12 protein-coding genes and 1 other RNA gene are annotated in these 14,115 nt (G+C 54.0%); 9 read left to right on the top strand and 4 right to left on the bottom strand.

Annotation, left to right across the window (positions count from 1 at the left end):
* Window positions 1–244 precede the first annotated feature (244 nt).
* Window positions 245–649 (bottom strand): hypothetical protein, encoded by a 405-nt coding sequence (locus tag HMPREF0577_RS05290; RefSeq protein WP_004014509.1) that lies wholly within the window; start codon window positions 647–649, stop codon window positions 245–247.
* Between the two features lie 275 nt (window positions 650–924).
* Between HMPREF0577_RS05290 and HMPREF0577_RS05285 the strand changes: the two genes are divergently transcribed.
* The 6 genes from HMPREF0577_RS05285 to rnpB all read left to right on the top strand — a co-directional run bounded on the left by HMPREF0577_RS05285 (window position 925) and on the right by rnpB (window position 5,634).
* Complete coding sequence (locus tag HMPREF0577_RS05285) at window positions 925–1,587, top strand: response regulator transcription factor (protein ID WP_004012696.1); 663 nt, start codon at window positions 925–927, stop codon at window positions 1,585–1,587.
* The gene (locus HMPREF0577_RS05280) at window positions 1,584–2,738 is read left to right on the top strand and encodes a sensor histidine kinase (protein WP_004012695.1); all 1,155 of its coding nucleotides are present in this window, start codon (window positions 1,584–1,586) and stop codon (window positions 2,736–2,738) included. Before HMPREF0577_RS05285 ends, HMPREF0577_RS05280 begins: the two co-directional genes overlap by 4 nt.
* A gap of 392 nt (window positions 2,739–3,130) precedes the next feature.
* The gene (locus HMPREF0577_RS05275; RefSeq protein ID WP_004012694.1) at window positions 3,131–3,487 is read left to right on the top strand and encodes a hypothetical protein; all 357 of its coding nucleotides are present in this window, start codon (window positions 3,131–3,133) and stop codon (window positions 3,485–3,487) included.
* A 140-nt stretch (window positions 3,488–3,627) separates the two neighbouring features.
* Window positions 3,628–4,491, top strand: a complete 864-nt coding sequence (locus HMPREF0577_RS05270) for a Nif3-like dinuclear metal center hexameric protein (protein ID WP_004012693.1) — start codon at window positions 3,628–3,630, stop codon at window positions 4,489–4,491.
* Window positions 4,492–4,512: 21 nt separating this feature from the next.
* Complete coding sequence (locus tag HMPREF0577_RS05265) at window positions 4,513–5,235, top strand: zinc ribbon domain-containing protein (protein ID WP_004012692.1); 723 nt, start codon at window positions 4,513–4,515, stop codon at window positions 5,233–5,235.
* A 19-nt stretch (window positions 5,236–5,254) separates the two neighbouring features.
* An RNA gene (gene rnpB / locus HMPREF0577_RS10570) (RNase P RNA component class A) lies at window positions 5,255–5,634 on the top strand.
* A 118-nt stretch (window positions 5,635–5,752) separates the two neighbouring features.
* On the opposite strand, the gene ppgK is transcribed toward rnpB, so the two are convergent.
* The 3 genes from ppgK to panB form a co-directional block, all read right to left on the bottom strand.
* Window positions 5,753–6,496, bottom strand: coding sequence for a polyphosphate--glucose phosphotransferase (ppgK, locus tag HMPREF0577_RS05260; RefSeq protein ID WP_004012691.1), 744 nt, complete (start codon window positions 6,494–6,496; stop codon window positions 5,753–5,755).
* A gap of 74 nt (window positions 6,497–6,570) precedes the next feature.
* Complete coding sequence (gene map, locus HMPREF0577_RS05255; protein ID WP_004012690.1) at window positions 6,571–7,482, bottom strand: type I methionyl aminopeptidase; 912 nt, start codon at window positions 7,480–7,482, stop codon at window positions 6,571–6,573.
* 58 nt (window positions 7,483–7,540) lie between these two features.
* Window positions 7,541–8,359, bottom strand: a complete 819-nt coding sequence (panB, locus tag HMPREF0577_RS05250) for a 3-methyl-2-oxobutanoate hydroxymethyltransferase (protein WP_036342498.1) — start codon at window positions 8,357–8,359, stop codon at window positions 7,541–7,543.
* A gap of 136 nt (window positions 8,360–8,495) precedes the next feature.
* Here panB and HMPREF0577_RS05245 point away from each other — a divergent pair, with 136 nt between their 5' ends.
* The 3 genes from HMPREF0577_RS05245 to pheT all read left to right on the top strand — a co-directional run bounded on the left by HMPREF0577_RS05245 (window position 8,496) and on the right by pheT (window position 14,074).
* The gene (locus tag HMPREF0577_RS05245) at window positions 8,496–10,160 is read left to right on the top strand and encodes a C69 family dipeptidase (protein WP_004012688.1); all 1,665 of its coding nucleotides are present in this window, start codon (window positions 8,496–8,498) and stop codon (window positions 10,158–10,160) included.
* Between the two features lie 195 nt (window positions 10,161–10,355).
* A complete protein-coding gene (gene pheS / locus HMPREF0577_RS05240) occupies window positions 10,356–11,435 on the top strand; it encodes a phenylalanine--tRNA ligase subunit alpha (protein WP_004012687.1) in 1,080 nt (359 codons plus the stop codon).
* A 2-nt stretch (window positions 11,436–11,437) separates the two neighbouring features.
* Entirely contained in the window at window positions 11,438–14,074 is a 2,637-nt protein-coding gene (gene pheT, locus HMPREF0577_RS05235) for a phenylalanine--tRNA ligase subunit beta (protein WP_004012686.1), read from the top strand.
* Window positions 14,075–14,115: the final 41 nt, after the last annotated feature.

Genomic DNA, 14,115 nt, shown 5'->3' with positions numbered 1-14,115 from the left:
TTGAGAATGATACGTGTGAGTTGCTAGCCTATAGGTGCGGGCAGGAAAGGGGCTAATGCTTGGCAAAGTTGCCGATTGGATTGGCGAAACCTACCCCCGGAACTGCGAGAGGATTGGGATTGAGTCAGTCTAATTTGCGGTGATTTCAAGACCCGGTCACCAAGATACTGTTGGGGGTAGCTCCGGCTTCATAATCTTGTTCCTCCTTGGTTTTGTTTCAAGTTAGGGTATCATGAGGGGCTATTTAGAATCCTTCGTAGATTTTGCGATCCCAGAATTTCTTGGACAGGGGTGCTGGATGTCCCCCGGGGCGGGTAACGGATCGATAAATAATAACCAGGGAAACAAAAATCATGGCCAGGCACGCTCCTCGGCCAAAGGGCGGGTATAACGCGAATAATGGAGCCACGATAGTGAGGCAGAAATTGTTGAAATAACAATGCTTCGATTTTGTTTCGATATCTAATTTTCGGAACACGATGTAATAAGTAGCGCCATAAACCGCTATTGCTGCCGCTGATAGCGCTAGGAAAATCGCAAAGTGGAAATTAAAGCTCCGCAATGCCGCCGCTGTGGCACTCGCCCAAAACGCTAAAACCTCCAACACGTGTGCTACCCGCAGTTTGACTGGACTGGTGGATTCCTCCATTTGAAGCATCTCTTTTCTGAACTCGCTGTTTTCTTCAGTCTAAGGCCATCCTTGAGTGTCTGTCTATGGTTCAAAAGGATAGTAGAACCTATACTTTTGGCTACCACCCTACCTACCCAAGCGGGTTCATGGAAGCCCAACATCTTCCTGGACAGAGAGAAGCGGATACTTTTGATGCCCCGCCTTGGGCGTGCCACGTAATGCTGCGCACCTAATTGAAAATAATAGCTCCCTTATTTGTTGATTTTTGGTAAATTGTTGGTAATCAAGAGGAGGTGGGCGTTTTGCGGATTGGTTTGGTTGATGACGATGGCATGGTGCGTCGGTTGCTGGTGGATACCCTGGGGCGGGAGGCGGATATAGAGATTGCTTGGGACGTGGATTCCGGTGAGGCGGCCTTGGAAGCATTCAAGTCTGGGCCGGTAGAAATTCTGCTGCTGGATTTGCAGATGCCCGGGATGGACGGCATCGAGACGATTACGGAGTTTCAGCGTCGAGACGAGCCGCCGCTGATTGTGGTGGTTTCCGCCCTGACCACCTTGGACAAGGTACAGGCCGCTTTCCGAGCCGGGGCAGTGGGATTCTTCATGAAAGAAGATGATGCCGGGCTGATTGCCCAGAGTTTGCGCCGGGCTTTACGTGGCGAGTTGGTGTTTTCACCGAAGTGTTCTCAAGTGGTGGTCGCACGCCTTACGGGACTCGCGGCTGACGCGGCTGAAGGCGAAGAATACGTAAAATCGCATGGAATTCTGAGTGAAAGAGAACTCCAGGTAGTGCGGTTGGTAGCCGAAGCGCTAGAGAACAAGCAGATTGCTAGCGAGCTCGACATCAGCGTGGCCACCGTTAAGAAACACGTGCAATCGATAATGGACAAGCTCGGTACAGATAATCGTGCCGGAATAGTGGCGAAAGCGTTTCGCGCGGGGTTGTTACAGTGAAGCAGCGGAAACAGTCTAGGTGCCTGGCTTGGTTAAAGCACTGGTTGAAACGCTACTGGTATCCACTAGTGGTGGTGGGTATAGAACTCATGCAGTTCATCAGGCTGCTTCGCGCCGATACCACAGTGATGCAATGGACAATGTGGGTAGCGGTTCTGGTTCCGGCGCTGCTCTCTATCCGTTTCAGACATATGGGTTTACTAATAGCCTGCGGGGTATATGCGGTTTTAGTAGCGTCTCCTGCACCTGTCTCCTTTAGCTCGGATTTCATATGGTTCGCGGTGGGCTACTTGTGTGCCACGAGTCCAGCAGTCATGGGTATAAGTGCTGGAACGCTGGTGATTGCTGCTAGCGCTTGGGGCATGGTGTTAGCAGATGAACCATTTTTCACGGCTCTTTATGCGTCCAGTTTCGATGTGGTTCCTATTGTTGTCGGCTTGTCTATTGCGAGTTATCGTCGTCTTTACGAAGTAGAGCGGGAGAACCGCCGTTTGCAGTTGGCGGCGCAGAGTCAGGTTTTTGCGACCAAGGTGCATGATTCGGTTTCCCATGCCCTGGTGCAAATCAGTATTCTGTCCAGCCCGCGAACGGACAAGACCGAAGTCGTGGGTGACGAGCAGTTACGTCGGATTCATGAGTTATCTGCCCGGGGGCTGCGTGAGATGCGCGATTTGGTGCAGGAACTGCAACTTCAATCTAAGCAGTGGTCAGGGGATTCCGCTGTGTCTAAAATAGCTGTGCGCACCTCGCGAGGTGATATCCCGACATCAATCGCTGGAGCTGATTTAGAAGATGCTTTGCAGGAGTTTGCAGATACCTTGCAGCGTTCTGGTTTCGAACTTAACCTGCAACTCCGGGGCAACTTAGAGGAAGTGTCGGACACAAAAACTTTGGTTTTACGGGATTGCCTGCGCGAGATGGCGACCAATGCCCTGAAATATGCCAATCCCAATTACCCGGTGATACTGTTGCTACGCACCACCTCGGAGAGAATATATCTGTATAGTGCCAACCAGATTAATCCAAAGGACATGGGTTTCCCGAGTACTAATCAGGGGCTGGTCGGTATCCGGCATCGGGTCGAGGCTCTAGGCGGTACTGTCACCACCAACACCGACAACACCAGTTGGATTACTGCGCTAACGCTATAGGTCTTACTTCTCGCAGAGGAAGTGCAATTGAGGTGGGTACTTCAGTTTACAAGGTAACGTTCTGGGCTGATTCTGGGTGTGGAGTCTCACCGTAGTAGTTCCTGCCGTGCTGGTGGTACTTGATGACAGGTCAGGAGGACGACTGGCCTCCAGCTGCCCGCTGGGAAGAGCGCTTAGCAACATGAGTAGAAAAATGCCCACATACTTCATACTGATATAGTGTATTTAGCCCCTGTTCCATGTCAATACTCCAAATGGATAGGTAGAGAGGTAGCCAAAAGTATAATCCAAAATAGCCATATGGAGCATAGACAGAAGCAAAAACGTGGTGATAACCTTAAGCCAAATCCCTAAAAGAGGACTGTAACGACAGATTCAAAGGAGAGAAACTCGTGCTAAAGGAATTGTATGACAAAGCCGCGCTGCACGTGCTAATGTTTGGTATGGCTTTGGCGGCAGCTGTAGAGATTGATGAAAAATTTCATGTGGAATACGCTACTATTTTTTATTCCTGTCACACTTTCTTTATAACCATAATCATTGCTTTAGTGATTTATAACCATAACTCGTTGGGAATTTCTCTGTCGCGATGTGTTCGTGATTTAGTAATTCTTGTTGGAGTTTATGGTATGGCTGCGTCGTCACCCAAGCTGGCTATATATTCCCTTCCCGTTTTAGGAATACTAACAAGTTTGTGTTTCTATTATGAGAGAAAGCGTAGCAAGGCGTCGGATTTTAATCCCTCTTAAGATTCATAAATCAGGGAGTTTTTATTCAATTGGTTCTCCCCGACTTGTTTCACAGGCCGGGGAGAACCATTATTTTGGTTTACGGAAGGTTGTTGTGAAGTATCGGGGTGGCCGTTAGGAAGTGTTGCTAAGCTAGAGGTATGAATAGGAAAACTTTGACACTCGGCGAGGTTGCCGACTGGATGGATGAACAATACCCCCCGGAACTGCGAGAGGATTGGGACCGGGTGGGGCTGATTTGCGGCGACCGCCAAGACCCGGTCACCAAGATACTGCTGGCAGTTGACCCCACCGAGGCCGTGGTGGACGAAGCTCTGGAATGGGGGGCTCAACTGGTTATCACTCACCACCCGTTGTTCCTGCGCGGCACGTCTTTTGTGTCCACCGACACGGCTAAAGGCCGCGTGGTGCATCGTCTCATCCGCTCTCACGCGGGATTGTTTAATGCGCATACCAATGCGGATGCCGCTGCCGGGGGAGTCGCGGAGGCATTGGCCGAAGCTGCGGGACTCACCGCTGCCACCTGGAGACCCTTGGAACCAAACCCAAATCACCCCGAACTGGGGATTGGCCGGGTTGGAGACTTGCCCGAACCTTGCATTCTGGGTGACTTGGCAAACCGCTTGGCCGAGGTACTCCCCGACAGTCCTGCCGGACTGCTGGTTGCGGGGGATTTAGACCGCGAAGTGAAAACCGTGGCCGTCTCCGGGGGCTCGGGACAGTCCCTACTGGAGGCCGCCCGCGAGTCCGGTGCGGAGGTCTTCGTCACCGCCGACCTGCGCCACCACCCTGCCCTGGATTACCGCGAGGAAAGCGGAGCACCGGCATTGCTGGTGCCCTCACACTGGGCTAGCGAATGGCTGTGGTTGCCACGCCTTGCTACTGCCCTGGAACTGTGGGTCGGGGAACATAATTTTGCGGTGGAAACCAGAATCAGCAAAATTGTATCTGAACCGTGGGATGCCTACATTCCTACCCTAACATCCGGTAGTCTTGACCTGTAACAAAAGAGCCCTGGAGGAAGAATGAAAGCTGCGCCCGAAGATCAAGCCAAGCTTCTTGATTTGCAAGACCTCGACAAAACCATCGCTGGTCTGAAACACGAACTCGCCACCCTGCCCGCCGCTCAGAAGCTCAAGGAAATCACCACAATCGCCGCAGAGCTACAAAATGAAATTGTCCTAGCGACCTCGAAGAAAAACGACCTTGCCCGTGCCCAGAAAAACGCCGAGGCCGAGGTTGACAAGGTACAGGAACGGGCGAAAATGCAGCGGCAACGCCTCGATTCGGGACAGTCATCCCCGAAAGAAATGGAACGGATTCAAGAAGAACTCACCCAGCTCGCCACTCGACAGGGGGTCTTAGAGGATGCCGCGCTGGAAGCTATGGATGCGGTGGATCAAGCTGCAGAGCAGCTGGAGGCTCTAAAAACTAAACAAGCCCAACTGTCCGAGGAAAAAACCTCGGCAGCCGGGCTGGCAACTCATGAAACCGAAGAAATCCAAGCCAAACTGGACGCGGCACAAAACGAACGCGACACCCTGGCAGAATCCTTGCCCCCAGAACTCGTCGACGAATACGAGGCCTGCCGGCGTTCTAGCGGGATTGGTGTAGCAGAAGTACACGCCGGACGCTCCATCGGCATCCAACTAATGTTCTCGGTGGCCGAAATCTCGCGGATTGAAGCAGCCGCACCCGACGAAGTGATTGTCAGCGAAGACCACGAAGTGATTCTGGTGCGCCGGTAGCATAGAATAGATACGCGGAAAAGCCGGGCAGGTAGCTGCGGGTCGCGGCCGAAAGGCGAACGATTCGAGGAAAGTCCGGACTCCACAGGGCAGGGTGATGGCTAACGGCCACCCGGGGTGACCCGCGGGAAAGTGCCACAGAAAACAAACCGCCCCTCATGCATTCGCGCGAGGGGTAAGGGTGAAAAGGCGAGGTAAGAGCTCACCGCGTTGCTGGTGACAGCAGCGGCAGGGTAAACCCCACCCGGAGCAAGGCCAAGCAGCAGGCTGGGCGGCTCGTCCAAGGCCTGCGGGTAGGCTGCTAGAGGTGCCGGGTAACCGGCATCCCAGAGGAATAGCTACCAGCGCGCGGCGGCAACAAAGCGCGTTACAGAATCCGGCTTACGCCCGGCTTTTCCGCGCTAAAGACCCCGGACAATCAGCGGCCGGGAAACTGGAACCTTGACGCGCACCTGAGGCTGTAACCCTGATTTTGTCTGCAAGAGTGTTTCTGGATTCTTGCTAAATGTCTACGAGACTACACCCCGGCGGCCAGTGCTGCCGCGCCGACGATTCCGGCCTGGTTGAAAAGCTGGGCGGGAATAATGGGGGTTTTCAAATCCAACAGAGGCAAGAATTTTTCGTGCTCCCGCGAGACCCCGCCGCCAACCACGAATAAATCCGGGCTAAACAGCATCTCCAGGTGGGAGTAATATTTTTGCAAACGCTTGGCCCATTTCTTGAAGGACAGCCCTTCGGCAGTTTTCACCCCGGAAGAAGCCCGAGTTTCGGCATCGTGGCCGTCCAACTCTAGGTGCCCCAGCTCACAGTTCGGTACCAACACGCCGTTATAAATCAAGGTCGTCCCAATTCCTGTACCCAAGGTGGTGACAATCACCAAACCGGGCACATCCTTGGCTGCACCGAAACAAGATTCCGCGTAGCCGGCCGCGTCGGCATCGTTTACGCAACGTACCGTGTAGCCAGTGTGCTTGCGCATCAACACCCGCATATCCACTCCGACCCAGGCCTGATCCAGATTTGCCATGAAACCCAAGACATCGTTCTTCACCGGGCCGGGAATAGTAATACCAACCGGCATCTGGGGGGGAACCTCTTTAGTCTCTAGGATTTCACGACAAACATCAGCAACCGCCTCGGGAGTGGAGTTTTTGGGGGTTTTGATTTTCAGTCGATCCCCGAAAAAATCACCGGTCTCAAGGTCTACGTAGGCTCCTTTAATCCCAGAACCACCAATGTCTATGCCAAAGCTTGTAGCCATGTTCTACCCTTCCTAAAGCTGTCCAGTTGCAAAAACAACTCTAGGGGAAACCCCCAGAAACACCAAAACTATTCCTAACTTGTCTGACTACTTGGTAAAGTGAGGATTTCCCCGCCGTTCTCGGTTACTACAATAGTATGCTCATATTGAGCCGATCGACCCCGGTCTTTGGTCACAACTGTCCAGTCATCCGACCACTGATTCCAGGCAATTGAGCCCAAGGTCAGCATGGGTTCAATCGTGAACACCATGTTTTCTTCCATCACCGTGTTGTACATGGGGGAATCGTAGTGGGGGATAATCAACCCGGAGTGAAAGGCCTCGCCCACCCCGTGTCCGGTGAAATCGCGTACCACCCCATACTCGAAGCGTGCCGCATAGGATTCAATCACCCGGCCGATAACGTTAATGGAACGCCCTGGCTTGCACACTTTGATGGCGCGTAGCATGGCTTCCTTGGTGCGCTCGCACAACAGTCGGGATTCCTCGTCAATCTCTCCCACCGGAAACATCGCGCAGGTATCCCCATGAACCCCGTTTTTGTAGGCAGTGATATCAAGATTGATAATGTCGCCTTCCTCCAGGGGACGGTCGTCGGGAATACCATGGCAGATACACTCGTTGATAGAGGTGCAAATCGACTTGGGGAACCCCATGTATCCCAGACAAGACGGGTATGCCCCGTGGTCACAAATAAACTCATGTGCCACCCGGTCGAGGGCATCGGTGGTCACCCCAGGGGCAATGTGCTTGCTGACCTCCACAATTGTATCGGCTGCGATTCGCCCCGCAATCCGAATCTTTTCGACGGTTTCCGGGCTTTTTGTGTCACTGGCAGTGACGTGTTCCGGCCCGTCGTGAAACATGTATTCCGGGCGCGGAATCTGGGCGGGAACCGGAAGTGTGGCAGACACCCGCCCCGGTTTCAGATTCCCTAAAGGAGCGCGTTTGGCTAGTTTGTCCTGCTTAGTAATTCTGTGAATCAAGGTATCCCCATTTCTGTGAGTGATGCTTCCATCTTAGTAAGCACCTCATGAAAACATGTCAATCTTGATGGAAGTTTTCCGTTGCGGGGAAAGATCCGTTTACCACTGCGTCACGATAGGCAAGGACGGCTCGGGATAGTTCGGCACCGACATTTCCGAATTGGTGGGCGAAAGAGGGCTTCCAATCTTGCATCCCCGCCATGTCGCACCACACCAGGACTTGCCCGGCTGCTGCCGGCCCTGCCCCGATGCCGATAATCGGGATGTTTAGCTTTTTGGCGGCCATCGCGGTGGTAGAGGCCGGCACCATCTCGAAGACTATGGCGAAAGCTCCCGCTTCCTGCAAGGCCAGGGCGTCTTCTAGGATTTCATGAGCGGCATCCCCGCGTCCCTGCATTCTTTTACCGCCGAGCTGGTTTTCGGACTGAGGAGTGAAACCTAGGTGCCCCATCACGTTGATACCGGCGTCCACAATGGCTTTCACCTGGGCAGCCATGCGCCGTCCCCCCTCAAGTTTCACGGCGGCTGCCCCCGCCCGCACCAGGGCGACTGCGGAATCCACGGCTTGCGCGCGTGAGGATTCATAGGTACCGAAAGGCAAATCCCCCACCACCAGGGCGCGTTTTGTCCCGCGTGTCACCGCACCCGTGGCTCGAACCATGTCATCCAAGGTCACCCCGACAGTAGAGTCCATTCCCAGCATGGTGGTTCCATAGGAATCGCCAACCAAAATCATGTCAACACCGGCGGCATCGATAATCCGTGCGGTCATCGCATCATAGGCTGTGAGCATGGTAAGCGGGCGGCCTGCCTGGAAATACTGTGCGACGTGTTGGGCACGGAAGGGGCGGCCGGGTTTCGGTCCTAGTTCAGTCACTATCACTCCTTATCGTCCGGGATTTGGTGCTTCTATCCTATGCCTAGCGGAACCGCACACTTCAAGTAACTGTTATTTTGATTCTTTCCAGACTATAAAATGGTTGTATCAAACCGTAGTGATTAAGGAGAGACAAATGGGATGCACAACGATACTGGTAGGCAAAGAAGCCAGCAATGACGGCTCAACAATCATGGCGCGCACGGAAGATGCCGGATCCGGCTCGTTTTCAATCAAGAAATTTGAGGTAGTGGAGCCCCAACCTGAACCCTACACTTATCGCTCGGTTGTGTCCCACGTCGAAATCGGACTTCCTGCCGGGGGACTGCGCTATACCCGGTTTCCCGATGTAGCGGGTGATAAAGGTCTGTGGGCAGGAGCCGGAATTAATTCAGCTCGGGTATCCATGACCGCAACCGAAACCCTGACCAGTAATGAAAGAGTGCTGGCGGCTGATCCGCTGGTGGAGCTGGTGCCCGCTCAAGGCAACGAAGGCGAGGCCGACTATGTCCCCGAACAGCCTGGCGGAATTGGTGAAGAAGACATGGTGGTCTTGGTGCTGCCCTATGTTAAGTCTGCCCGTGAGGGGGTGCTGCGACTGGGGAAACTGTTGGAAAAATATGGCACCTACGAGATGAACGGGATTGGATTCGCCGATGCCGACGAAGTATGGTGGCTGGAAACCATCGGGGGACACCACTGGATAGCAAGGCGGTTGCCCGACGATGCCTATGCGGTTATTGCCAACCAATTCTCTATCTCTTTCTTTGATTTAAGGGATGCTTTTGGTAAGGGGATGAACTTCCTGTGTTCCAAGGACTTGCGAGAATTTATCGATGAAAATCACCTGAATTTGAACTCAATTCCTGATTTCGAGGACACGGTACCAGTGGTGGAGGCGGCGTTCGACTATGATGCGGAACACCAGGATGACGAAATCGATTTGTCCGACGTGGCGGAGTACTTGCGAAATACTTTCAACCCACGCTTGGCTTTCGGATCTCATTCCGATACCGATCATGTGTACAATACGCCACGAGTCTGGGCTTTGCAGCGATATCTCACCCCGGAAATCGAAGATTTTATCGAGGATCAAGATGCTTTCACCCCCGATTCCGATGACCTCGAATGGTGTTTATCTCCAAAGTCCAAAATCACCATGGAGGACGTGAAATATGCTCTGTCCTATCATTATCAGGGGACGAGCTTTAACCCTTATGCTCGTGAAAATCAGGCGCGGTCTTTGGGTGGCGCAGATAAACGAGGCATGTACCGTCCCATCGGGATTAACCGTACGAATTTCACGGCCGCGTTGCAACTGCGTCCCGATGTTCCCGCCCCGGCTATGGGGCTGAACTGGATTGCTTTCGGGGCGATGCCTTTCAATGCAATGGTGCCGTTCTATGCTAATGTGCGCACCGTGCCCCAGTATTTGGGTGGTACTACGAATCGGGTTACCACCGAGTCACATTATTGGCAGAATCGGATTTTGGCGGTGATGGTCGATGCGCACTTTCACGAGACGAATCCCCATATCCAGCGCTATCAGCAATCTGTCGTGTCTAAAGCTCGGGCGATAGTGGCTGCCACAGATAAGGAAGTAGCTAAACTGTTGGCCACTCAAAAGAATAAACGCGCTGCTGCGAAGAACATGGAAAATCCCCAAGTACAAGAAATACTGGAAGCCGCCAATGAGAAAATCGCAGCACTGTTACAAAAGGAAACCGACGAGCTCCTAGGCAAGGTGTTGTTTGACGCGAGCATGAAGATGCACAATGCATTCTCGCAAGATGACGCATAAAATTGCTGGTTTTTTGCTGATGTGATTCGCTGTTTAGAACAGTCGCCGAGCTGGTGAGCTAGGGGTGCAATCGTGCGGGTTGGGTAGCGTTCCGCTGATACGGTTTCGGTTGTCCGCCGCGCGTGAATTAGCCGCCAGTCTTGGCTTTCGACTAGAGTTTAGTCGAAAGACTTAGGCTCAGAAAACGAGGGAAGCATGGCTGAAGGGATTTTATCCCCGCTAGATACGGCGGGTTTGGAACAAGAAGTTGCGGCAGCACTGGCGGCGATAGCGGCGGCGAACACACCCGAGGAACTCAAATCCGCGCGAACCAGGTTTAACGGGGATAAATCGCCGTTAAGCATGGCGAAGCGTGAAATGAAGAACATTCCCCCGGCGGATAAAGCCACTGCTGGCAAGAATCTTGGTGTGGCACAGGGGCGGGTGCGGGCAGCACTGGATGCGAAAACTTCTGAACTAGAAGCAGCGGCAGCCGAGGCACGGCTGGCGGCCGAAACGGTTGATGTCAGTGTGGTTCCCTCACGCCAACCCGTAGGGGCGCGGCACCCCTTGATGGTGATAGAAGAGGAAATCGAGGACTTCTTTGTATCCCTAGGATGGGATATTGCGACTGGTCCCCAGATTGAGCATGAATGGTTTAACTTTGATGCCTTAAACTTTGATGCCGACCATCCGGCGCGTCAAATGCAAGACACACTCTATGTGGATTCAAGCTCAGTCGGGGGCAGTGCAGAAAATCCGGCTAACCTGGTGATGCGCACTCATACTTCCCCGGTGCAAGCTCGGGTGTTGACCACCCGCGAGCTGCCGGTTTATGTGGCGGTTCCTGGCAAGGTGTTTCGTGCCGATGAACTCGACGCCACCCACTCCCCGGTGTTCAACCAGGTAGAAGGCCTGGCCATTGACCGGGGTCTGACAATGGCACACTTGAAGGGCACGCTGGATCACTTGGCGCGTCACATGTTCGGCTCGGAAGCCAAGACCCGGTTCCGTCCGTCTTTCTTTCCCTTCACGGAGCCTTCGGCCGAAGTTGATTTGTGGTTCCCGCAAAAGAAAGGCGGACCAGGTTGGATTGAATGGGGTGGCTGCGGCATGGTGAATCCCAATGTGCTGCGTGCTTGCGGGATAGACACTGCGGTTTATCAAGGTTTCGCCTTCGGTATGGGTATTGAGCGTACCCTGATGCTGCGACACGGAATTGAGGACATGCACGACATTGTGGAAGGCGACGTGAGGTTTTCCAACCAATTCGGTTTAAACGGAAAGGGGTGCTAGGAATGGCTTTTGTTTCGATTGAATGGTTAAAGCGCTGGTGTGAGGTTCCGGCGGGTTTGACGGCTGCGCAACTAGCGAAAGACTTGGTGAAGGTCGGTTTGGAAGAGGAAACCATCCATACCTCCGGAGTAACCGGGCCTTTGGTTTGTGGGAAAGTCTTGCGAATGGAACCGGAAACTGCTTCTAATGGCAAAACCGTGAATTATTGCCGCGTGGATGTGGGGGCGGAATTTAATGACGCTCCCGGCGCAGGCAAGGAACCCTCCGATGTGGCCTCACGCTCGATTATCTGCGGGGCGCATAACTTTAAAGAGGGTGACCACGTAGTGGTTTCCCTGCCAGGTGCGGTTCTGCCTGGTGATTTTCGGATTGCTACCCGCAAAACTTATGGGCATATTTCCGATGGCATGATTTGTTCCGCTCGGGAACTTGGTCTGGGTGAAGATTACAACGGGATTATTGTTCTGGAGGAATACCTGGGCGAACGTGGGATGGAGGTTCCCCCGGTAGGTACTGACCTGTTGGGGATGCTAGGGCTTAATCATGAGCTGCTAGAAATTAATATCACCCCCGACCGGGGTTATTGCTTCTCGATGCGCGGGGTGGGACGTGAATACTCCCATTCTACCGGGGCTGCCTTTACCGATTGGGGCTTAGCGGAGAATCTTAAGAATCCCTTGGCCGAGGCTAACAATTCCGGTTTTCCGGTGGAGATTACTGATGATGCCCCGATTCGTGGCAACGTGGGCTGTGACCGCTTCGTCACCCGGATGGTGCGCGGCTTCAACCCGAAGGCGAAAACCCCTGAATGGATGGTGACACGCCTGGAAAGCGCGGGAATGCGTTCGATTTCCCTGGCAGTGGATGTCACTAACTACGTGATGCTAGACCTCGGTCAACCCATGCATGCCTATGACTTAGACAAGGTTAAAGGCTCAATTGTGGTGCGGCGTGCCCGAGACGGCGAAAAACACACCACCTTGGATGAGGTGGAACGCAGCTTGTATCCCGAAGATTTACTGGTTACTGACTGTAAGGGCGGCCACGCCGCCCGGGTACTTGGCATCGCCGGGGTAATGGGTGGCGCGGAAACTGAAATCACTGCCGCCACCACTAATGTGTTGCTGGAGGCCGCGCACTTTGACGCGGTTTCAGTGGCTCGCGCAGCTCGGAGACATAAAATTCCCTCCGAGTCCTCGCGGCGATTCGAACGTGGTACTGACCCCCAGTTGCCCCCTGTGGCAGCGCAATACGCGGCGGAACTGCTGGTGGAATACGGCGGGGGAGTCATTGACGAAGGAATTACCGATGTCAACCATAGTGCCCCGATGCCCTCGGTTACCTTGGGGTTTGACGCGGCCAGCAGGTTGATAGGAGTGGAATACAGCGCGGAGCGTTGTGAAGAACTACTAAAAGCGATTGGATGTCAAACCTGCCGGGATGATAGTGCCAAAGCTTTTACCGTCACCCCCCCCTCATGGAGACCAGATTTAGTGGGGGCGGCGCACCTGGTGGAAGAAATCGCCCGACTCGACGGTTTTGACCAGATTCCTTCCTTGGTGCCCGTGGGGCCAGCCGCTATAGGGTTGCCAGCCGTCTTGTGCACCCGCCGCGAAATTAGTGATACCTTGGCGGAAGCGGGTCTGACTGAGGTTATGACCTATCCTTTCCTTGGCGACGAACATGACCGCCAGGGCTTTCCGGTTGACGACCCCCGGCGCGTTACGGTGAGACTGGCCAATCCGTTAGCAGACGATGCCCCAGCTTTGCGCACCTCGGTTCTGGATACACTGCTGAACACGGCTTCTCGAAACGTGGCGCGCGGCAACCAGCGTGTCGCGATTTACGAACTTGACCAGGTGGCCTTGGCACACGGGGTAGTTCCCGCTGCGATTCCTGGAGTGGAACACCGACCTAGCGACGAGGAAATGCAGGCTTTGCGTGCCGGAATGCCGAAACAGCCGTGGCGCGTTGCGGCAGTGTTGGCGGGTAATGCTACCGAGGCATACCCTGGGCAACCGGCACGTGCTTGGGACTGGGCTGATGCGATAGCCCTAGCGATGCGGGTAGCTACCAGCCAAGGACTGACAGTACGCTCCGAAGCCCCCAACGTGAAGTGTGGCGGAAATGACGGGAAAGCCACCCAGTCGGTGGCACCATTCCACCCCGGTCGAGTGGCTCAAATCCGGGTCGGGGCAGAAACCGGCGGGAAGGTTTTGGGCTACGCCGGGGAACTTCATCCCCAGGTGTGTCGTGAATTCGGTTTGCCGGAACGCAGCTGTGCCTTTGAAATTGACCTCGATGCCATCGAAAAAGCTCGTCCTAAGGGCGCTTTCCAATTACGTGCGGTCTCTACCTTTCCTGTCGCCAAAGAAGACTTTGCCTTCGTAGTGGACACGGATGTGGCGGCCTTGAAAGTACAAAACGCCATCGCCAAGGCCGCAGGGGATGCCATGGAAAGCGTGCATCTTTTCGACTCCTTTACAGGTGAACAACTGGGGCAAGGCAAGAAGTCCTTGGCTTTCGCATTGCGGTTGCGTGCGGCAGATCACACATTAAACCCCCAGGATATCCGTGAAATTCGTCAGCGGGTTATCGCGAAAGTTCAAAAAACCTGTCGAGCTACTTTGCGGGCTTGAGAGAATCGACCTGGAACTCTGTTACAGTGTTGCCGCCGAAC

Source organism: Mobiluncus mulieris ATCC 35243 (assembly GCF_000160615.1).
Taxonomy (GTDB): domain Bacteria; phylum Actinomycetota; class Actinomycetes; order Actinomycetales; family Actinomycetaceae; genus Mobiluncus; species Mobiluncus mulieris.
The sequence above is the reverse complement of the archived record's forward strand: the minus strand, read 5'-3'. Positions and strand labels throughout refer to the sequence as shown.

What these genes read in the sequence shown, in the direction of transcription:
- HMPREF0577_RS05270 (WP_004012693.1), top strand. Translation starts at nt 3,628, where the DNA reads ATGAATAGGAAAACTTTGACACTCGGCGAGGTTGCCGACTGGATGGAT.
- HMPREF0577_RS05245 (WP_004012688.1), top strand. Translation starts at nt 8,496, where the DNA reads ATGGGATGCACAACGATACTGGTAGGCAAAGAAGCCAGCAATGACGGC.
- pheT (WP_004012686.1), top strand. Translation starts at nt 11,438, where the DNA reads ATGGCTTTTGTTTCGATTGAATGGTTAAAGCGCTGGTGTGAGGTTCCG.
- HMPREF0577_RS05290 (WP_004014509.1), bottom strand. Translation starts at nt 649, where the DNA reads ATGGAGGAATCCACCAGTCCAGTCAAACTGCGGGTAGCACACGTGTTG.
- ppgK (WP_004012691.1), bottom strand. Translation starts at nt 6,496, where the DNA reads ATGGCTACAAGCTTTGGCATAGACATTGGTGGTTCTGGGATTAAAGGA.
- pheS (WP_004012687.1), top strand. Translation starts at nt 10,356, where the DNA reads ATGGCTGAAGGGATTTTATCCCCGCTAGATACGGCGGGTTTGGAACAA.
- HMPREF0577_RS05265 (WP_004012692.1), top strand. Translation starts at nt 4,513, where the DNA reads ATGAAAGCTGCGCCCGAAGATCAAGCCAAGCTTCTTGATTTGCAAGAC.